Annotated in this window: 15 protein-coding genes and 2 pseudogenes; 15 read left to right on the top strand and 2 right to left on the bottom strand. The window is 33.8% G+C overall.

Annotated features, from left to right (window positions below):
• Positions 1-60 precede the first annotated feature (60 nt).
• The 7 genes from rnz (at position 61) to B9Y54_RS09560 (ending at position 7,047) form a co-directional block, all read left to right on the top strand.
• Positions 61-990 (top strand): ribonuclease Z, encoded by a 930-nt coding sequence (gene rnz, locus B9Y54_RS09590; protein WP_085560045.1) that lies wholly within the window; start codon positions 61-63, stop codon positions 988-990.
• A 23-nt stretch (positions 991-1,013) separates the two neighbouring features.
• Positions 1,014-1,817, top strand: coding sequence for an SDR family NAD(P)-dependent oxidoreductase (locus B9Y54_RS09585; protein WP_085560044.1), 804 nt, complete (start codon positions 1,014-1,016; stop codon positions 1,815-1,817).
• A gap of 88 nt (positions 1,818-1,905) precedes the next feature.
• On the top strand, positions 1,906-2,322 hold the full coding sequence (locus tag B9Y54_RS09580) for a LapA family protein (RefSeq protein ID WP_085560043.1): 417 nt from the start codon (positions 1,906-1,908) through the stop codon (positions 2,320-2,322).
• A 275-nt stretch (positions 2,323-2,597) separates the two neighbouring features.
• Positions 2,598-3,182, top strand: coding sequence for a DUF1836 domain-containing protein (locus tag B9Y54_RS09575; RefSeq protein ID WP_085560042.1), 585 nt, complete (start codon positions 2,598-2,600; stop codon positions 3,180-3,182).
• Between the two features lie 19 nt (positions 3,183-3,201).
• A complete protein-coding gene (locus B9Y54_RS09570; RefSeq protein ID WP_085560041.1) occupies positions 3,202-4,068 on the top strand; it encodes a DegV family protein in 867 nt (288 codons plus the stop codon).
• Between the two features lie 107 nt (positions 4,069-4,175).
• Positions 4,176-6,512 (top strand): single-stranded-DNA-specific exonuclease RecJ, encoded by a 2,337-nt coding sequence (gene recJ, locus B9Y54_RS09565; RefSeq protein ID WP_159446079.1) that lies wholly within the window; start codon positions 4,176-4,178, stop codon positions 6,510-6,512.
• Positions 6,513-6,534: 22 nt separating this feature from the next.
• Positions 6,535-7,047: an adenine phosphoribosyltransferase gene (locus tag B9Y54_RS09560; RefSeq protein WP_085560040.1), complete on the top strand. Its 513-nt coding sequence runs from the start codon at positions 6,535-6,537 to the stop codon at positions 7,045-7,047.
• 211 nt (positions 7,048-7,258) lie between these two features.
• Here the strand turns inward: B9Y54_RS09560 and lexA are convergent, their stop codons facing one another.
• Complete coding sequence (gene lexA, locus B9Y54_RS09555; protein ID WP_085560039.1) at positions 7,259-7,882, bottom strand: transcriptional repressor LexA; 624 nt, start codon at positions 7,880-7,882, stop codon at positions 7,259-7,261.
• A gap of 158 nt (positions 7,883-8,040) precedes the next feature.
• Here lexA and B9Y54_RS09550 point away from each other — a divergent pair, with 158 nt between their 5' ends.
• The 5 genes and pseudogenes from B9Y54_RS09550 (at position 8,041) to B9Y54_RS09530 (ending at position 14,391) form a co-directional block, all read left to right on the top strand.
• Complete coding sequence (locus tag B9Y54_RS09550) at positions 8,041-8,280, top strand: DUF896 family protein (RefSeq protein ID WP_085560038.1); 240 nt, start codon at positions 8,041-8,043, stop codon at positions 8,278-8,280.
• 109 nt (positions 8,281-8,389) lie between these two features.
• Complete coding sequence (tkt, locus tag B9Y54_RS09545; protein ID WP_085560037.1) at positions 8,390-10,384, top strand: transketolase; 1,995 nt, start codon at positions 8,390-8,392, stop codon at positions 10,382-10,384.
• 146 nt (positions 10,385-10,530) lie between these two features.
• On the top strand, positions 10,531-10,767 hold the full coding sequence (locus B9Y54_RS09540) for a YneF family protein (RefSeq protein WP_085560036.1): 237 nt from the start codon (positions 10,531-10,533) through the stop codon (positions 10,765-10,767).
• A gap of 105 nt (positions 10,768-10,872) precedes the next feature.
• Positions 10,873-12,657 (top strand): annotated as a pseudogene (locus B9Y54_RS09535) (ABC transporter ATP-binding protein).
• Positions 12,572-14,391: pseudogene (locus B9Y54_RS09530) on the top strand (ABC transporter ATP-binding protein). Before B9Y54_RS09535 ends, B9Y54_RS09530 begins: the two co-directional pseudogenes overlap by 86 nt.
• A 43-nt stretch (positions 14,392-14,434) precedes the next feature.
• On the opposite strand, the gene B9Y54_RS09525 reads toward B9Y54_RS09530, so the two are convergent.
• Positions 14,435-15,055, bottom strand: coding sequence for a lysophospholipid acyltransferase family protein (locus tag B9Y54_RS09525; RefSeq protein ID WP_085560035.1), 621 nt, complete (start codon positions 15,053-15,055; stop codon positions 14,435-14,437).
• 264 nt (positions 15,056-15,319) lie between these two features.
• On the opposite strand from B9Y54_RS09525, the gene B9Y54_RS09520 reads away from it, so the two are divergent.
• From B9Y54_RS09520 to tsf, 3 genes are all read left to right on the top strand, one after another.
• Positions 15,320-18,547 (top strand): DEAD/DEAH box helicase, encoded by a 3,228-nt coding sequence (locus B9Y54_RS09520; protein WP_085560034.1) that lies wholly within the window; start codon positions 15,320-15,322, stop codon positions 18,545-18,547.
• Between the two features lie 572 nt (positions 18,548-19,119).
• Complete coding sequence (gene rpsB, locus B9Y54_RS09515; RefSeq protein ID WP_085560033.1) at positions 19,120-19,908, top strand: 30S ribosomal protein S2; 789 nt, start codon at positions 19,120-19,122, stop codon at positions 19,906-19,908.
• A 130-nt stretch (positions 19,909-20,038) separates the two neighbouring features.
• Positions 20,039-20,920, top strand: coding sequence for a translation elongation factor Ts (tsf, locus tag B9Y54_RS09510; RefSeq protein WP_085560032.1), 882 nt, complete (start codon positions 20,039-20,041; stop codon positions 20,918-20,920).
• Positions 20,921-21,092 lie beyond the last annotated feature (172 nt).

Genomic DNA, 21,092 nt, shown 5'->3' with positions numbered 1-21,092 from the left:
AATAGAGAAGATACGTAAGTAAAAGTCTTATAAATACTAAATGGTTAGGATTGTGTAGAAATGGAAATATTATTTTTAGGAACCGGTGCGGGTGTTCCGGCTAAAAGTCGCAACGTTACTAGTATTGCTTTAAAACTATTAGCAGAACGAAATAGTGTCTGGCTATTTGATTGTGGCGAAGCGACACAACAGCAAATTTTGTATACAACTTTAAAACCAAGAAAGATTGATAAAATATTTATTACTCATTTACATGGGGACCATATATTTGGATTGCCAGGTTTGATCAGTAGCCGTTCATTTCAAGGTGGTGAAGGTCCTATGACAATCTATGGACCTAAAGGGATTAAAAGTTTTATTTTGACTAGCCTCAGAGTGTCAGGAACACATTTAAAGTTTCAACTAAAATTCCATGAAATTGAAGAAGGTGGTCTGATTTTCGAAGATCCCCAATTTAAAGTCAGTTGCTTGCCTCTAGAGCATGGGATAGAGTCTTTTGGTTACCGCATTGAAGAGTCGGATCATCAAGGTAGCTTACAAGTAGAAAAACTTAGAGAATTAAGTATACCATTCGGTCCATTATATGGAAAATTAAAAAACGGCGAAACGATTACATTACCAGATGGGCGTAACTTTAATGGTCTTGATTTTATTGGTGAAACACAAAAAGGCCGAATCGTTACGATACTAGGAGATACAAAAAAAACACATAATAGTGTACTTCTAGCAAAAGATGCTGATGTTCTTATCCACGAAAGCACATTTGAAGGTTGTGATCAAAAAATGGCACGAGATTACAATCATTCGACTACCATTGATGCAGCTCTTGTTGCCAAAGCTGCTAACGTTAAAACACTTTTTTTAACTCATATTAGTGCACGTTATCTAGGTAAAGATGTCGTAGCGCTTGAAAAAGAAGCCCAACAGTATTTTAAACGAACTTCAATTGCAAGAGATTTTGAAGAATTCGATATACCATTAATTAAATAATTTATAAAAAGGGGCAATAAAAAATGACAAAAAATACCAATCAACTAACAGATAAAATAGTCTTTATTACTGGAGGTTCTGCTGGTTTAGGAGAAGAAGTTGCTTACCAAGCTGCAAGAAAAGGAGCGACAGTTGTTGTAACAGCTCGTAGATTAGATCTTTTAGAAATGGTTAGAAAAAAATGTTCCATGCTATCAAACAAGCCGGCCTATGCTTACCGTTTAGATGTTTCAAATCCAGATGAAATTCAAAAGGTAATCGAACAAGTTTATCAAGAAGTCGGAAATATCGATGTTTTAATCAATAATGCAGGTTTTGGTTATTTCGAAGAAGCCCTAACAGTCGATATGTCAGTTGCAGAAAATATGTTTAGAGTAAATGTTTTAGGCTTAATGTATGTGACACAATTAGTTGCTATCCAGATGGCTGAGAAAGAAAATGGCCATATTATTAATATTGCTTCACAAGCGGGCAAAATGGCCACACCTAAATCAAGTATTTACTCTGCAACAAAATTTGCTGTAATAGGTTACTCCAATGCCTTGCGTTTAGAATTAAAACCATTAAATATAATTGTAACCACAGTAAATCCTGGACCAATTGATACCAACTTTTTTGATATTGCTGATAAGAGTGGGAATTATTTAGAAAAAGTCGGTAAATTGGTCTTAAAGACAGAATCAGTTGCTGACCGAATTATAGGACTTGTCGGAACACAAAAAAGAGAATTAAATTTGCCTTATGCACTTGAGATTGCAAGTAAATTTTATATGCTATTTCCAAAAACTAGTGACTATCTTGCCTTGAAGCTATTTGATAATAAGTAAAAGTGTATTATTAGGGACCAATACGTTATTATGCTAAAATAATAACGATCAGTTTTTTAAATTTCTTAAAAAGAAAGAGGGTTAAATGATGAAGAAGCAGTGGGCTACTATTCTAGCGATTATTCTTATTTTGTTAATTTCATTATTTGCAGTGATGAATGTAGATGTTGTACCGGTTAATTTTGGATTTACATTGGTTTCGTGGCCATTAATTATGATTATTTTAGGTTCCCTTTTTATTGGAGCGCTTGTTACGGTTTTGATTGCCACAAGTACAGCTTTTAAGACAAAAAAACAGATAAAAAACTATGAAACTGAATTATCAAAAGCAAATGAAATAAAACAAACAGAACTAGAACAACAAAGAGTTGAATATGAACAAGAACTTAGCCAAAAAGATGAAGAACTAACAAATAAGACAAATAAGATTAACAGTTTAGAAAAAGAATTAATAGATCGAATGACCCAGAGTAAGAATATGGATTCTATCTTAAATGAAAGATAAGTTTAACTTACTTTTTAGGGTGAAATAGTCAATTATATATTTTGAGGCGCCGTGAATAGTGATTCGCGTAGCCTCTTTTTTAGGAAGAAACCTAGCTTGTTTTTGAGATTAAATAGTTTTATGATTTATGTAGGAAGAATTTAGACAGAAAAATTAACTATGAGATTAGAGTTTTTACTTACCTAGTTGTTAAAACTAGTTTGTCTAGTTACGATATATATGGTAAGATATTTTTAATATTAGTTGAAATTTAGTTAAAGAAAATAGGTGAGGAATTGAATGATTTAGAAAGAGAACTCTTTGATTGGACAAAAGAAATAGCAGAATTTCATTTTCCACGTTGGGAAGAGCTACCAGATTTTGATTTGTATATGGATCAAGTATTAAACTTAATAGACAACTATCTTTACGTACTTAAAGAAGATAAGCAAAGTAAAATTATCACAGCTTCTATGGTAAATAATTATGTCAAGCTAGATTTAATACCCGCTCCAGTAAAAAAAAGGTACAATAAGAAACACCTAGCTTACCTTATTGCTATATCTGTATTAAAGCAAGTTTTAACCATATCTGAAGTAAAAGAAGGCATTCTTTATCAGGCTTCAGTAAGTGGTATTAGAGAGGCTTATGATTTGTTTTGTACCGAACAAGAAGATGCTTTGAGTGCCATTGCTTCACATATAGAAATCGATAAAAACCAACCTCTGCCTTTATTACCTAATAATACTGAAATAGAAATTTTAGTTGTTCGTACTTCGTGTATAGCAGTAGCATCAAAAATTACAACTCAAAAAGTTTTAGCCTTAGTCAAAAAAAATAAAACGGATAAATCTCAAGTAGAAAAAAACAAAAAAAAATAGAATAGTGGGGGAAATAAAAATGAATAAAGAAAAAGTTGCATACCTAGTTGACTCAGGATCTAACGTCCCTAAAGAATATGTTGAACAAGGGAATATGAATGTAATTCCACTTAAAATTATTTATAAAGATGAAGAATTTATCGATAATGTAAACATTACTGCTCAAGATGTTTATGATCGCCTACAAGATGAAATTCCTACGACATCGCTTCCTAGTGGAGAAGTAATTTCAGAAATTTTTAAAAAGATGCAAGATGAGGGATTTAAAAAAGTAATCTGTGTTACTATCTCGAGTGGATTGAGTGGAACAAATAATATGGTCAGAGTCATATCTGAAAACTTTTCTGATATGGATATTTTGACAATAGACTCAAAAAATATTGGTATAGGTAGTGGTCTAATTGCTGTTCAGGCTTATAAATATGTAGAGGCTGGCTTAGACTGGAATACGATTAAAACAAAATTAGAAGAAGATGTATCGAGATCAAAAATATTTTTCCACGTTCCAACTCTTGAGTATTTACAAAAAGGTGGACGTATTGGTCTAGTAGCTTCTATTTTAGGAAATATGCTTAATTTAAAACCTATCATCACTTGTAATGAAGATGGCGTTTACGATACGGTTGCAAAAATAAGAGGTAATAAAAAAAGTGTTCAAAAAGCAATTGATTTAGCTGTCGATTTTGCTGGAAATGCTAAAAACTATAACTTAGCAATTGCGTATGGTGGAAAAACAGCACTAGCACAAGTAGAAGAGATTCGTTCAGTCCTTAAAGAAAAATTACCGTTAGCTGAAGCTATTTTTGAAGGCGAGGTTAGTCCGGCTTTAGGTGTTCATACCGGTCCTGGTCTAATTGGAATTGGAATTATTATTACAGACTCTTAAAGGTAAATAATGAAAAAACTTTCCTGACTCTCATAGGAAAGTTTTTTCGTTGTCCATTCTTTTTTTAGTGATTTTTGGTATACTATTGAAGTTGGGAGTGAAACAATTTGTTAACGACAGAAGATAAGTGGAAAGTAAAAAAGATACCATTCGATAGTATAGATAAAGAAGAAAAAAAAGAACTTGAAACTAGTTACACACCACTCTTTGTATCACTTTGTTTACAAAGAGGATTAAACTCTGTAGAAAAAGTCCAAAATTTTATGAATCCAGATGATACATGGATCCATGATCCCTATCTTTTGAAGGATATGGATAAGGCTGTTTCTCGTGTGATGGAAGCAATTGAAAAAAGTGAGTTAATTACTGTTTACGGTGATTATGACGCGGATGGAATTACGAGTACAGCTGTTTTGAAAGAAGCAATTGAGATGATTGGGGGAGATGTTAACTACTATATTCCTAATCGTTTTACTGATGGTTACGGACCTAATACAACCGTTTTTGAAAAATTAATTTCAGAAGGAACAGGTTTAATTCTAACCTGTGATAATGGTGTAGCGGGACATGAAGCAATTTCTAGAGCCAATGAACTAGGAATTGATGTGATTGTAACCGATCATCATGAACTACAAAGTACTTTGCCTGATGCTTATGCTATCATTCACCCTAAACACCCAGAAGGACATTATCCTTTTAAAGACTTAGCAGGTGTAGGTATAGCCTTCAAATTAGCCACTGCTCTGTTAGGTGAAATACCTTTAGAAATGCTTGATTTAGTAGCGATTGGAACTGTTGCCGATTTAGTTAGTTTAACTGGTGAGAATCGTGCGCTAGTAAAGCAGGGTCTGGTAATCTTAAGAGAATCTCAAAGAATCGGTTTGATGGCTTTATGTAAAGTTGCTAGTATTAAGCAAAATGAGGCAGACGAAGAAACAATAGGCTTTACGTTGGCACCAAGACTGAATGCTGTCGGACGATTAGGGGATGCAGCTCCAGCTGTTGAATTATTAACAACTTTTGATGACGAAGAGGCCTCAAAGTTAGCGGAAATGGTTAATAAAAAAAATAGCGAAAGACAGGCAATTGTAACTGAAATAACAACTGAAGCTTTAGAAATGATTGACCTAGAAGATTCTAATCAAGGTATTTATGTTTTAGCAAAACAAGGATGGCATGAAGGCGTATTAGGAATCGTAGCGAGTAAAATAGTAGCTAAAACTGGAAAACCAGCTATTATTCTTACTATCGATCAAGAAAAGGGATACGCAAAAGGTTCTGGTAGAAGTACTTTGGCCTATCACTTATACCATGCTTTAGAAGATACAGAGCACTTGATAACAAAATTTGGTGGACATCAAATGGCTGCTGGATTAACTCTCCCAATTGAAAATATAACGGCAATGAGAACAGAGTTAAATGCATTTTTACAACAAAAAGCAGGAAATAACAAACTAGAAGAAGCTTTTGTTATTGATGAAAAGTTGCATATTGAAGAGGTGACTGTAAAGGCGATTGAAGAGTTACAAAAACTGGCCCCATTTGGTACAGATAATCCAAAACCAACATTTCTTTTCGAACAAGTTCAAGTTCAAGAAATTAAAAGAATTGGAAGTGAAAAAACTCATTTGAAGTTGAAGTTACTCGAAGGTGATTCAGTCTTAGATGCAATAGGATTTCATTTGGGAACGATGGCAGAAAATATAGGAGCACAAGCCCAAGTGTCTGTTATCGGTAAACTTAATATTAATGAGTGGAATAGTTTACGTAAGCCTCAGTTGATGCTAGGGGACTTGGTAGTCAAAGGCACACAACTATTTGATCTAAGAAGCACTAGAATAGCAACAAGCATCTGGCAATTACCAATGGCTGACTATATCTTTTTTAACGAGAAAAATTACAAAGAATACCAAGGAAATGTGCCCAAAAACGCTTATTCTTATTTGATAACAAACCCAAAAGATATTGAGCAGATGACCATGAAATCAAGTAAATTAGTTTTAGTTGATTGTCCAAATCATTTAGATTTATTAAGTGAGCTACTAAATAATAGCAAGCCATCTAGTATTTACGTGAGCTTCTTTAATCGAGAAAGCATCTATTTAGAGGGTATGCCAAGCCGAATGCAATTTTCACAAGTCTTTAAATATATTGCAACGCATAAGAATATTGATGTTAGACATAAAATTAAAAATTTATCTAGTCATTTAAAATTAAAGGAAAACACATTAATTTTTATAATCAACGTGTTTTTTGAAGTAGATTTTGTTACAATACAAGATGGTATTATGAATAGTGTGCCAAATGTAAAAAAAATAGGATTAATAGATACAAAAGTTTATCAAAAACGACTGGGGAAATTTGCCGCAGAAGAAGCCCTGATCTACAGTCGCTTTGCAGAGCTTGAAAGCTGGATTAAAAGTCAATTAAATAAAGAACTGTAGAATTGAAACGGAGGAAAATGGAATGGATTTAAAAAATTATATAGCTGATGTACCTGATTTTCCAGAAGAAGGAATTATTTTTCGCGATATATCTCCTTTGATGGCTGACGGTGAGGCTTACCGATTTGCAACAAATGAAATTGTTAAATATGCAAAAGATAAAGGTGTAGATATGATTGTAGGACCTGAGGCACGAGGATTTATTGTGGGGTGCCCAGTAGCTTACGAGTTAGGAATAGGTTTTGCTCCTGCTCGAAAAAAAGGTAAATTACCGCGTGAAACGGTAGAAGTTAGCTACGGTTTAGAGTATGGAAATGACATTTTACAAATTCATAAAGATGCTATTAAACCTGGTCAAAAGGTACTTGTTTGCGACGACTTGTTAGCTACAGGTGGAACGATTGCAGCAACGATTAAACTAATTGAACAATTAGGTGGAGAAGTTGTTGGAACAGCTTTCTTGGTTGAGTTAAGTGAGCTAAAAGGCCGCAATAAAATCGAAGGTTACGATATTTTAGCGTTAATGGAATACTAATGATAATGAGTAAATTTATTTTTGACTAGTCTAGTTAAGGACAGGAAAAAGCAAAAAAATTTTTATCTATAGTGATACCGACCTTAAAATTAGAGTTTAATTCTAATCTTAAGGTCGGTCTTTTTTATCTATAGATAAAAAATTTAGTTTGCTAATAGATGGCTAGATAGCTCTATCAAATTAATAGCTTATTTTTTTACTTTTAAAAAAATTAAAAGATGTGACTACGATATAGACTAACAACTTTACCAAGAATAGTAACCTCATCTAGTAAAATATCGTTCATAGAATCGTTTTCCGGCTGAAGGCGGTAATAATTATCTTCACGGTAAAATCTTTTACAAGTAGCTTCGTCTTCACTTGTTAAGGCGATGACAATGTCTCCATTATTTGCGCTAGATTGTTTACGAATGATGACTTCGTCACCATCAAAGATACCAGCATTGATCATACTTTCTCCTCGTATAGTTAGCATAAATAACGTATCACTCTCTTGTTTTAGATTAGGGGGAAGTGGAAAATAATCAGAAGCTTCTTCAACAGCTAAGATAGGCTCACCTGCTGCCACTGTTCCCAATAAAGGGATTTGTTCTAGTTGAATTCCTAATTTTGTTAATCCAGTAGAGGTTAATTCAATTGCACGTGGCTTACTAGGATCTCTTTGAATAAAACCGTTCTTTTCAAGTCTAGATAAATGTCCATGTACAGTTGATGTAGAAGACAATGAAACAGCTGTTCCAATTTCACGTACTGTTGGCGGATAGCCTTTTAATTTTACTTGATCATGAATATATTGCAAAACTTCAATTTGTCTTGATTCTGGTGTCTTGCGCATAACTAAATACACCTCATTCCTTTTATTATTTCTTTTCTAGAATAACACAAATAAATAGCTGAATCAAACAAATGTTCGCTAAGATAAACCGATTTTGATGCATAAAATAGAGTTTTTTGGTATAGTGTTTAAATAATAAGAATTATGAGGTGAATAAGATGATATCTAAAGAACGAATAGAGCGGATCAACGCTCTAGCAAAAAAAGCTAAAAGTGAAGGATTAAGCTTATCCGAGCAGTCAGAACAAAAAAAGCTAAGAGAAGCATATTTAGCAGCCTTTAGAGGGGGCATGCGCAATCATATTGAAGGATTAAAGGTTGTCGATGAAGATGGTGCAGACGTGACCCCAGATAAATTAAAACAAATTCAAAAAGAAAAAGGTCTGCACAATCGCTAAATTTAGAGAATCCATTAAAAAACTTATTTTTATTAAATAGCGTTCAGACGTTGATTTGAACGCTAAAAAACAGTAAAATGAAATTAACACAATTGAGAGGATGATTTAATTGTTTGACAACACTGACCAATTAGCTATTAATACGATTAGAACACTTAGTATGGAAGGAGTCCAAAAAGCTAATTCTGGACATCCAGGATTACCAATGGGAGCAGCACCAATGGCTTACACACTTTGGGCAAAGCATCTGAAAGTAAATCCTAAAAATTCAAAATGGGTAGATCGTGATCGTTTCGTTCTTTCTGCAGGACATGGTTCTATTATGCTTTATAGTTTATTGCACCTTGCAGGTTACAATGTTTCAATTGAGGATTTGAAAAATTTCCGTCAATGGAATAGTAAAACTCCAGGACATCCAGAAGTAAACTTCACAGACGGTGTTGAAGCTACAACAGGTCCATTAGGCCAAGGAATAGCGAACGCAGTGGGTATGGCAATGGCAGAAACACATTTAGCAGCAACTTATAATAAAGAAAATTTTGCAGTTGTAGACCATTACACATACGCATTGTGCGGAGACGGCGATTTAATGGAAGGGGTTTCATCTGAAGCGGCTAGTTTAGCAGGTCATTTAAAACTGGATAAATTAATTATGTTGTATGATTCAAACGATATTTCTTTAGATGGACCAACATCAAAAGCGTTTACTGAAAATGTAGGGCAACGATTTGAAGCCTATAATTGGCAACATATCTTAGTAAAAGATGGCAATGATATCGAAGAAATTAATGCTGCAATTGAAACCGCAAAAGCTGAAACAACGAAACCAACTATTATTGAAGTAAAAACAATTATTGGTTTTGGCGCACCAAATGAAGGAACTCATAAAGTTCATGGCGCTCCACTAGGCCCAGAAGGCATTGAAGCTGCTAAAAAAGCTTACGGATGGGAAGGGAAAGATTTCTTTGTTCCAGAAGAAGTAAGCGACCGTTTTGAAGAAGACATGATCAAAAAAGGCGCACATTCAGAAAAAGAGTGGAATGCACTATTTAATGATTACCGTAAGGCGTATCCTGAATTAGCAGAACAATTTGAACAAGCTATGAATAACGAACTTCCAAAAGATTGGGATAGCGAATTGCCAAGTTTTTCAGAGGGAGATCCTGCTTTAGCATCAAGAGTTACGAGCAGTCAAGTATTAAATGCTATTTCTAAGACTGTTCCTGCTTTCTGGGGCGGATCTGCAGATTTATCTTCTTCGAATAATACAATGGTAGCTATTGAAAAAGACTTCCAACCTGGCCAATACGAAGGAAGAAACATTTGGTATGGCGTGCGTGAATTTGCTATGACAGCTGCAGCAAACGGAATAGCTTTACATGGTGGTTCAAAAACTTATGTGGGAACATTCTTTGTCTTTACAGATTATTTGAGAGCAGCTATTCGTTTAGCAGCTATTTCTAATTTGCCTGTAACGTATGTCTTTACACATGATTCTGTTGCAGTCGGAGAAGATGGACCAACACATGAACCTGTAGAACATCTATCAAGTTTACGTGGTATGTCTAATTTGACTGTTTTACGTCCAGCTGATGGTAACGAAGTCGTTGCTGCATGGAAGATTGCGCTAACTTCAACCGATCACCCAACAATGCTGGTATTATCACGTCAAAATTTACCTGTTTTACCTAAAACAGATGAATTGGCACAAGAAAATGTTGCTAAAGGTGCTTATGTACTTTCTCCACAAGATGGCGAGGTTCCAGATGGCATTTTAATTGCAACTGGATCTGAAGTTGCATTAGCAATAGAATCACAAAAAGCTCTTAAAGCAGCTGGAAAAGATGTTTCTGTTGTCTCTATGCCAAGTTTTGATTTATTCGAAAAACAAGATGCTGCCTACAAAGAGTCTGTTTTACCTCTTGCAGTTCGCAAGCGTGTTTCTATCGAAATGGGTTCAAGTTTTGGATGGGAGCGTTATGTAGGATTAGATGGTGCTATGATTGCAATTGATAAATATGGCGCAAGTGCACCAGGAGATAAAGTTATTAAAGAGTACGGATTTACAGTGGAAAACGTTATTGAGAAATACAATAACCTATAAAAATTAAACCGTTAATTTTTGACTATGTAAATTGATTTTTCTGTCAATTTGCATAGTCTTTCTATTGAAAACAGTTTGCCTATTTATTTTTAAGTGAAACTCTAGTACAATTAGTCAGTGAGAAAGTTTGAAAGGAGTGAATATAAATGAATACAGGTTTAGCAATTCTTTTAATAGTTGTTGCATTAGTTGCTGGTTTAGTTGGCGGATTCTTCTTATCGAAAAAATATATGATGGATTATTTCAAAAAAAATCCACCTATTAACGAAGATACATTACGCATGTTAATGATGCAAATGGGTCAAAAACCGTCTGAAAAGAAAATCAGACAAATGATGGCTTCTATGAAAGTTCAAACAGAAAAACAGAATAAGAAAAAATAAGCAGTATATTAATTAACCTACTCTTATACTTAAATCATGCGAGCAGAATATTTCTGTTTGCATTTTTTATTATCATTCGCTAAAAAAAGGCAGGTGAATCAATTAATGGATGTTTATAAGAAATTAAGTTGGTTTTTTAAACAAGAAAAAAAGCTTACCTTACAGGTATTAGTTTTTTAATATTCGTTGCTTTCCTACAATTATTGCCACCCAAAATATTAGGGACAGTTATTGATTTGATTAGGCAAGGGACATTGACTAAAGCTGTATTAATAAAATGGTTAATTATTTTATTTGTTACAGCTATTACTAAATACATCTTTAGATATATATGGCGAATGAATATATGGGGGACTTCTGCCAAACTTGAGAGAATTTTACGAAAAAGATTATTTGATCACTTCACATCAATGGATGCAAGTTTTTTTCAAAAGTATCGAGTTGGAGATTTAATGGCCCATGCTACGAATGATTTAACTGCTATTCGAAATGTTGCGGGTGGTGGAACATTAACATTTGTTGATTCAATTATTACAGGCAGTATAACCATCATTGCTATGATGATAGTAGTTGACTGGCGTTTAACTTTAATTGCTTTGCTCCCTTTGCCATTTTTAGGAGTAGCTGTGTATTAGGATCAAAACTTCATGAACGTTTTCGCAAGGCTCAAGCGGCTTTTTCGCACATGAATGATAAGACTCAAGAAAGTATTATGGGTATGAAGGTTATCAAAACATTTGGTCAAGAAGAAGAAAATAGCGAAGAATTTAAAAGCAAAACAGCACAAGTTGTTAGTGAAAATAGAAAAGTATATAAAATTGATTCTCTTTTTGATCCAGTTATGACACTAATCATTGGTATTTCTTATATCCTAACAATCATATTAGGTGGATATATGGTCATAACAAACATCATTACTATTGGCGATTTCGTAACCTTTATTAATTATATTGCGATGCTTGTTTGGCCAATGTTTGCTATTGGACGTTTATTTAATATCTTAGAACGAGGCAGCGTAAGTTACAATCGTATCGAAAAAATTTTAAAAGAAGAAACATAAATTATTGAAGATCCTCAAGCACTTGATACAGCAATCACTAGTAATATTCATTACACTATTGAAAGGTTTTGCTACCCTAAAACTCCTACTAATGTATTAAGTAAGGTTCATTTTAGATTAGAACAAGGCCAAACTTTAGGCATAGTGGGTAAAACTGGTTCAGGTAAAACAACTCTCTTTAAGTTATTTTTAAGAGAGTATGATCGGTATAAGGGACAGATAACCTACGGAGAGCACGATATTAGGGATTACTCTTTGGATGCCTTGTTGCAACACATTGGATATGTTCCTCAAGATCAGTTTCTATTTTCAACAACAATCAAAGAAAACATTCGCTTTGCGAGCCAAGAGTATGTTCAATCGATGATTGAACACGTTGCAAAGTTGACCGCCATTCATGAAGATATTCTACAAATGGAAGAGGGATATAATACCTTAGTCGGTGAGCGCGGCGTTTCTTTATCTGGTGGGTAGAAACAACGATTGGCTATTGCTAGAGCGCTGATTATTAACCCGGAATTATTAATTTTAGACGATGCTCTTTCGGCTGTTGATGCTAAAACAGAAGAAGCCATTTTATCCGATTTGAAAAAAAAAGATTTAAACAAACAACTATTATTGCTGCTCATCGTATCAGCAGTGTTGTGCACGCTGACGAAATTATTGTTATGGATAATGGATAGATTTCTGAACGAGGGACTCATAACGAATTGCTAGCGATTAATGGTTGGTACAAAGAGATGCATGATAAGCAGCAACTTGAAAGAAACACTAAGGGGGGAGAGACTAGTGAAACAAAAATCAAATTGGTCACAGTCTATACCACTTAAACAGCAAATAAAAATTATCAAACGTATTTTTTCTTTTGGATCTCCTTTCAAAAAGAATTTTTTTATTGGAATCTTTTTTGGTGTGTTGCTCTCTGTGACAAATGTTGTCTTACCTAGAATTATTCAAATCTTTATAGATGACTACTTAACAACAGAAACAGCAACAATTCGAATCATTGCTCTGTTCGCTTTGGCGTAACGATTATCAAAATTATTGTTTGGTATTTAAATCTTTACTTATTTAATTTAGCTTCTGAACAAACAGTTGAAAATATACGGAATAAAGTTTTCTAAAAATTGCAAACTCTAGGAATGAGATTTTACGATCAAACTCCAGCTAGTTCTATTGTTACACGAGTGACAAATGATACTGAAACCATTAAAGAGTTTTGGGAAGTTTTTTTAACTGTTCTGCAAGGGATATTCGGTGTAATAGCCTCATTTATAGCGATGGCTTTATTAGATGTACAACTAACGCTGTGGATTACTTTGTTTATTCCTGTATTACTGATTGTTATTTGGTATTACCAAAAATATAGTTCAGCTATTTATCGTAGCATGCGTGAGAAACTTAGTTTGTTAAATACGAAATTAGCTGAGACTATCTCGGGAATGAGTATCATTCAACAATTTCGCCGAGAAAAAAGAGTGCAAAAAGAATTCGATGAAACCAATACGTCTTATTTCACTTCTCGTTACGCCATGGTTAAGGCTAACGCACTATTGCTTGGCCCCGTTATTAATTTATTAGATGCGTTAGCTTTAGTTGTTGTTTTAGGAGATTTTGGATATGACGCGTTAAATGGAGCAATAGGGGTTAGTATTATTTACGCTTTTACTTCATATGTACAAAATTTCTTCAAGCCAATGGTAAGAATGATGGATAGTTTGAGCATTTTTCAAGATGGAGTCGTTTCTAGTAATAGAGTTCTAACCATTTTAGATAATCAAGAGTTAACACCTCAACAAGATGTAACTAGTCATGCAATCATTAAAGAAGGCAAAATAGAATTTAAAGAGGTTAGCTTTTCTTATGATGGAAAAACCAACGTTTTGAATAATATCAGTTTTATAGCTTACCCTGGAGAAACGGTTGCACTTGTTGGCCAAACTGGTAGTGGTAAGAGCTCCATTATTAATGTCATGATGCGTTTTTACGAATTTTTTGAAGGGGAGATTTTAATTGATGACATTTCTATTAAAAAGTACCCAATAGGAGAACTAAGAAGCAAGATGGGCTTAGTCTTACAAGGCTCTTTCTTGTTTTATGGAACAATTAAAGACAATATCCGTTTGAAAAATAGGTCGATTACTGATCGAGAAATAGAAGATGCAGCACAATTTGTTCAAGCGGATTCTTTTATTGAAGAACTACCAGATCAATACGATTCACGAGTTATTGAAAGAGGAGCAAGTTACTCTAGTGGATAAAAGCAATTAATTTCATTTGTAAGTACAATTGTTACGGATCCAAAAATCTTAATTCTTGATGAAGCGACGGCAAATATTGATACTCAAACGGAAGCACTAATACAAGAAGGACTTGAAAAAATGAGAAAAGGCCGAACAACCCTAGCTATTGCTCATCGTCTTTCAACCATTCGTGATGCGAATATGATTCTTGTAATAGATCATGGCGAAATTATCGAGCGAGGCAATCATGACGACCTAGTTAGCCAAAAAGGGTCTTATTATAAAATGTATCAACTTCAAAATAGTGGTGTAGCAAATTAAAAAACTGTTCTTCTTATTTTAATAAGAAGAACAGTTTTTTGTACTAAGGCGTTATTTTATGATTATAAGAAGGGTCAATTTCATAATCTAGCTGGTCAAAAGCTTGTTGAATTTCTAATTCAATCTCTTTTAATCTTTCTTTTGTTAATCTTATACTTTTATCAACTATGATTGGATCTCCAAAACATACAGTTACCCTTTTTCGTTTCAAAAGATCTTTAAATGTTAACGGCCCCTGATAAACAGCTGGTATAATTGGGACACCACTTAATTTTGCAATAGTTGCTGCTCCGCCTTTTAATTCTGAAGAATGTCTTGTTCCAGTTGGGAAGATAACTAAATTCATCTGACCTTCTTTTAAAATTTTAACAGGCGTTTTTATTGCGCTTGGTCCTGGATTTTTACGATCAACTGGAAAAGCGTTAGCGTGTCGAATGACCCAAGATAAAATAGGATTCTTAAATAATTCTTTTTTTGCCATAAATGCAAATTCATTTGGCTTAGCAGCTATCGCAAGATAAATCGGGTCAATCCAAGTTCGATGAGGAGCTACTAATATAAACGATCCTTTTGTAGGTAATTTTTCTCTATTTCGATAATGTGCGTTGCCATTTAAAAAAAATAATAAAAAACTAATAAAGTTGCGTAATGTTCTAAAAAACAATCGATCTCAACCTTTCATAATAAAAATACTATAATAATGATACAATTATGTAGGAGATAGTCTATTTTAGCAAGCTTTTTTAAAAGCTAAAGGATGAAAATGTTGATAAAAAAAATTTTTTTATCAAACTTCTTTTGGAATAAACAAGATTCTCTATCTTAAAAATGAAATAGTTTTCTTTTTGTTTGAGAATGACGTACAATGAAGAGATAGAAAAATTCGAGATGAAAATAGTTAAAACGTATGAAAGTAGGGGAACATTGAATGAAATGGAGTATTCCGGAACGAATTATTGATCAAGGAAGAAAATATGTTGCCGATAAACGAGTTCTTTCAATTAATTCAAACTTTGAAAAAAAAGTTTGGAATGCCGAAGTTATAGGAGAAGAAAGATACAGAATTGAGCTAGACGGTACAACTAAAGAAGAAGATTTTTGTGAATGTGCGTACTGGAAAGAACATGGTTACTGCAAACATACTGTTGCTGTTGAGTTAGAACTACGAGACAGAGGAATCAGTCGTATAATGACAAAAGAAAATGCAAAAGAAGTTGCTACGGATTCACCCAGTCCTGGTCAAGAACTAACGGAATCTTTTACACGTATTTTCTTAAATGAGCATAGAGAGTCGCTTTCTATTGCAGGAAAAGAGCGTGTATTAGAACTAGAATATAAAATTGAAATAAAGCCTTTAAGTACTGCACTTGTTCGTGCAAAAACGGAAGTTCTTGCACTTAGTATTCGTATTGGAATAGAAAAATTATATATTATTAAAGACTTACCGGCATTTTTTGAAAGTTATATGGCACAAAGCGTTTTTGAACTTAAGTCGAATCAACTGATTGATTTTAAGCAGGTTCATTTAAGCGAAGAAAACAAAGAGATTATGAATTTTCTTCAAAAACAAATTTATTCGAATCAATTAATGGTAGGCAATCAAAAAGAACCTATTCTTTTAACCAATAACAAAAGGTATTTGATTTTAACACCTGTTTTAGCAGAAATAACGCTACAGATGTTACAAGAGAGCGGTAATCTTCAATTTATAAATGGAAAAGATAAATACAAGAAAGTAATATTTGTGGAGAATCAATTGCCAATTTCTTTTGAGCTATTCCAAAAGAACAAATCAATTACTTTAGATATCTTAAATTTAGTAGATTCTTATTTAGACGAGTATCAGTGGTTTATCTCATCTAATGTTATTTTCCAACCATCTAAAGAGCAAATGAGAGCTAGTAAGCCACTAAGTAGCTTTTTAGAACGTTACGATGGAAATGATATTGAAATAAAACCTGAAAACATGCCTGACTTTACAGCTTATGTAATGCCCTTATTGACTAAAATAGGCGAAGTAAGTGTTGATGACGAACTTAAAAATTCTTTTATCCAAGAGCCATTAAAAACAACAATTTACTTTAAGTATGATAAAGATACCGTTCACGCAACAGTTGAATTTAACTACAAACAGTTAGTGTTATCTACAAATAGTGAAGAAAATCATTTGCCAGATCTTGGTGTGCAGATTATTCGTGATAGTCAACAAGAAATGAATGTATTGAATCGATTGAAGGAATTTGATTACCATCGTACTAAAAAAACATATGCAAAAAGAATGGTGAGAGACGATGATTTTTACTCTTTATTTACTAAAGAAATTCCAACTTTAGAGTTAGATGCGATTGTTTATGTAGACGATTTATTGGATAGTATGTTTTTGGATCAAATTGATCCAGAAACGAATATCGATGTTCAAAACGATGGTTCACTATTAGATATTCGCTTTGATATTGGAGGTATTACACCTGAAGAGATTGATAGCGTGCTAAGAAGCTTAATTGAAAAGAAATCGTTCCATAAATTGGACAACGGTACATTAATTGATTTAGAAACGGAAAAATTCAAACAAATTAGCGATGTTCTTACTGAATTACGTGTATCGAAAAATTTTCAAAATGGCAAAATTAGTTTACCTAGTTATCGTGGATTGGAACTACACGAAAAATTTGGTTTAGAAGAAAAAAATAAGCAACAATTATCTAGAAAATTTCAAAATCTGATAGAAGATTTAAATTTCCCTGATCAATTCGAAGCTGATTTACCGAAAAATTTACATGCCGATTTAAGGCCTTATCAAGTAGTTGGATTTAAGTGGCTTAAGATGCTTTCAAAATATGGTTTTGGTGGTATTCTTGCTGACGACATGGGGCTTGGGAAAACGATTCAGGTGATCACCTATATTTTATCTGAAATCCAAGAGAAAAAAGAAAATAGTCCTTTTCTGATTGTTGCACCAGCTTCATTAATTTATAACTGGAACCACGAGCTAATAAAATTTGCTCCTTCAATTGAAAATTTTGTTGTAGCTGGTACTGCCGAGGAAAGAATGGCGATCATTCAATCCGCAAAAAGCAACCAAGTTTTAATCACCTCTTATCCAAGTTTCAGACAAGATGCTGATGTTTATAAGAAACAAGAGTTTAGTTTATTAGTACTTGATGAATCACAAATGGTGAAAAACTACCATACGAAGACAGCTCAAGCATTAAGAGGGCTAAACATTAAGAAAAGATTTGCCTTAAGTGGGACTCCAATAGAAAATAAAATAGAAGAGTTATGGGCTATTTTCCAACTCATTATGCCGGGGTTTTTCCCATCGGTTAAACAGTTTAAAACATTGCCTTATGAGCAAGTCTCTAAGATGATTCGCCCATTTGTGCTACGAAGACTTAAAAAAGATGTTTTGAAGGAATTGCCAGATAAGATTGAAACCAATCTTTATAGTTCAATGACAAAAGAACAAAAAACAGTTTATCTAGCATACTTGCAGAGAATACAAGAGAGTGTTCAAAAAATGTCAGGTGATGATTTTAGAAAAAATAGAATTGAAATACTGTCAGGTTTAACTAGATTACGTCAAATTTGTTGTGATCCCCGTTTATTCTTAGATGATTACCAGGGAGAATCAGGGAAATTAGAGCAATTAAAAGAATTGTTGCAAACAGCAAAAGAAAGTGGAAAACGTGTGTTAATTTTTTCTCAATTCACTTCAATGTTATCAATCATTGAAAGAGAGCTTGCCGAAGAAGGAATTGATACTTTCTACTTGAGTGGCCAAACAAAACCTAAAGATCGCTTAGAAATGGTCAATCGTTTCAATGATGGAGAAAAGGAAATATTCCTTATCTCATTAAAAGCTGGTGGAACTGGACTAAACTTAACAGGAGCAGATACCGTTATCTTATATGATTTATGGTGGAATCCTGCTGTGGAAGAACAAGCAGCAGGCCGTGCTCATCGTCTAGGTCAAAAGAAAGTTGTTGAGGTATGGCGTTTGATTGCAGAAGGAACAATTGAAGAAAAAATAAATTCTATGCAACAAGAGAAAAAAGCGTTATTTGACCAAGTCATTACTTCAGAAGGCAAAGAACAACAATCTTTAACTCAATTAACAGAAGCAGATATTCGCGAAATACTGAGTATTGGAAATTAAAGACTTAGTTAATAAAAAGATGAGCTATTAAATAGGTGCTTTATGGGGAAAGTTATCATCCATATTGATGAACAAGAAAATGGTCGCTTTTATTAAGTAACTTAAAGAACTTAAAAAAGAACGGGTTCAGTTTGAGATAGAAGTCGTCGTTAATGGTCCAGTGATAAAAAGGTATTTAGACTCGTAAATTTTAGTAACAGTAGAATTATTTATACAACAAACTATTTTATTTGTTGTTTGCAATGATTCTATGAAAAACCAGCGTATCGAGAAAGAACAGTTAAATCCAGCGATAAAAATCGTTTCTTCAGGAATTTTAGAAGTTATCGAATAACAACTAGCTGGAGCAGCGTATCTTAAACCATAAAAATGATTGACTCATCAAAGAGAAAATAACTATTTTATTCATTTCTCTTGATTTATTCAATAAAAAATCGTATAATAATAAGCGGTATTAAGATGCCAACTAATTTCACACCCCGGCGGATGTAAAGGACGGTGCTTGAGTAATCAAGTCTCCTTACAGTTGAACTTGGGGGAGGAAAAAATAAAACCAATGGAGGAAACAAATCATGGCAGTAATCTCAATGAAACAATTACTTGAAGCAGGCGTACACTTTGGTCACCAGACACGTCGTTGGAACCCAAAAATGAAACGCTTTATCTTTACAGAAAGAAACGGTATCTACATTATCGACTTGCAAAAAACAGTTAAGTTAGCTGATGCAGCATACACATACATGAAAGAAGTATCTGAAAATGGCGGAATCGCTTTATTTGTAGGTACTAAAAAACAAGCACAAGAAGCAATCAAAGAAGAAGCAATCCGTTCAGGACAGTTCTACGTAAACCACCGTTGGTTAGGTGGAACATTAACTAACTGGGATACAATCCAAAAACGTATCAAACGTCTAAAAGAAATTAACAAAATGGAAGAAGACGGAACTTTTGAAGTCCTTCCTAAAAAAGAAGTTGGGATTTTACTAAAACAACGTGATCGTTTAGAAAAGTTCTTAGGTGGAATCCAAGACATGCCTAGAATTCCAGACGTTATGTTTGTTGTTGACCCACGTAAAGAGCGTATCGCGATTCAAGAAGCTCATAAACTAAACATTCCTATCGTAGCAATGGTTGATACAAACTGTGATCCTGATGAGATTGATGTAATTATCCCATCAAATGATGACGCAATTCGTGCTGTTAAATTGATTACTTCAAAAATGGCTGATGCTATGATCGAAGGAAATCAAGGAGAAGACGAAGTTGTTGAAGAAACATTTACAGCTGAATCACCTGTAGTTGCTGAAACTGCATCAATTGAAGAAATCGTTGAGGCTGTTGAAGGCAATAACGCTGAATAATTAAATAATAAACAGCTGTCTCGAGCAAAAGGAGAAGTGAGAAGCGACTTTACATGAAGCGGCATCATTTCAAATTTAGTGGAGACAGCTTTTTTATAAGGTAAAACAAATTACTAGGAGGAATAGTATAATGGTACAAGTAACAGCTAAATTAGTAAAAGAGTTGCGTGATATGACAGGCGTAGGCATGATGGATTCAAAAAAGGCCTTAGTCGCTGTTGATGGAGATATTGATGCTGCAGTTGATTATTTAAGAGAAACCGGCATGGCTAAAGCAGCTAAAAAAGCTGACCGTATTGCTGCTGAAGGTTTAGCAGGAGTATTTGTTGATGGCAACATCGGTTCAATTACTGAAATCAACTCTGAAACAGACTTTGTTTCAAAAAATGAACAATTCCAAAAGTTAGTTAAAGATGTTACCGAAGCAGTAGCCATAGGAAATCCTACTACTGTTGAAGAAGCTAAAACACTAAAAGCAGGTAACGGAACAGTTGAAACCGAGATTCTTGCAGGAACAACTAAAATCGGTGAAAAAATCGAATTACGTCGTTTTTCACGTGTTGAAAAAGCAGACGCAGACGTATTTGGAGCTTACACACATATGGGCGGACGTATCGCTGTCCTAACTGTTGTAGAAGGATCAAATGATGAAGAATTGGCACGTGATATTGCTATGCATATTGCTGCAATCAACCCTAAATATGTTTCTCGCGAACAAGTATCTCAAGAAGAAATTGATCACGAGACCAAAGTATTAACTGAGCAAGCTTTAAATGAAGGCAAACCTGCTAACATCGTTGAGAAAATGATTGTTGGGCGATTGAATAAATATTTAGCTGAAATCTGTTTAGTAGACCAACCTTTCGTTAAAGATCCAGATATGACTGTAGGCAAATTCGTTGCTTCTAAAGGCGCAACAGTGAAATCATTTGTTCGTTTTGAAGTTGGAGAAGGTATCCAAAAACGTGAAGAAAACTTTGCAGAAGAAGTAATGAATCAAGTAAATAAATAACAGATAAAAAGGAGCACATTTAGTGATGTGTTCCCTTTTTTTATCTTGTTTTACTATTTTACATAATAGGTGAAAGTCCGTTTATTAAAAAAAATATATTAATTAGTATTAAAGATTATAAATGAAGTTTTTAACAAAATATGGTAAACTTAATAGAGTGCTAAGAGTCAAT

Origin of the sequence: Carnobacterium iners (genome assembly GCF_900177385.1) — a bacterium.
Taxonomy (GTDB): domain Bacteria; phylum Bacillota; class Bacilli; order Lactobacillales; family Carnobacteriaceae; genus Carnobacterium_A; species Carnobacterium_A iners.
This window is presented reverse-complemented; position numbering and strand designations above follow the sequence as displayed.

Bases quoted from the DNA above. Each gene is read 5' to 3' on its own strand.
- rnz (WP_085560045.1), top strand. From the start codon at position 61: ATGGAAATATTATTTTTAGGAACCGGTGCGGGTGTTCCGGCTAAAAGT.
- B9Y54_RS09585 (WP_085560044.1), top strand. From the start codon at position 1,014: ATGACAAAAAATACCAATCAACTAACAGATAAAATAGTCTTTATTACT.
- B9Y54_RS09580 (WP_085560043.1), top strand. From the start codon at position 1,906: ATGAAGAAGCAGTGGGCTACTATTCTAGCGATTATTCTTATTTTGTTA.
- B9Y54_RS09570 (WP_085560041.1), top strand. From the start codon at position 3,202: ATGAATAAAGAAAAAGTTGCATACCTAGTTGACTCAGGATCTAACGTC.
- B9Y54_RS09560 (WP_085560040.1), top strand. From the start codon at position 6,535: ATGGATTTAAAAAATTATATAGCTGATGTACCTGATTTTCCAGAAGAA.
- lexA (WP_085560039.1), bottom strand. From the start codon at position 7,882: ATGCGCAAGACACCAGAATCAAGACAAATTGAAGTTTTGCAATATATT.
- B9Y54_RS09550 (WP_085560038.1), top strand. From the start codon at position 8,041: ATGATATCTAAAGAACGAATAGAGCGGATCAACGCTCTAGCAAAAAAA.
- B9Y54_RS09540 (WP_085560036.1), top strand. From the start codon at position 10,531: ATGAATACAGGTTTAGCAATTCTTTTAATAGTTGTTGCATTAGTTGCT.
- B9Y54_RS09520 (WP_085560034.1), top strand. From the start codon at position 15,320: ATGAAATGGAGTATTCCGGAACGAATTATTGATCAAGGAAGAAAATAT.
- rpsB (WP_085560033.1), top strand. From the start codon at position 19,120: ATGGCAGTAATCTCAATGAAACAATTACTTGAAGCAGGCGTACACTTT.
- tsf (WP_085560032.1), top strand. From the start codon at position 20,039: ATGGTACAAGTAACAGCTAAATTAGTAAAAGAGTTGCGTGATATGACA.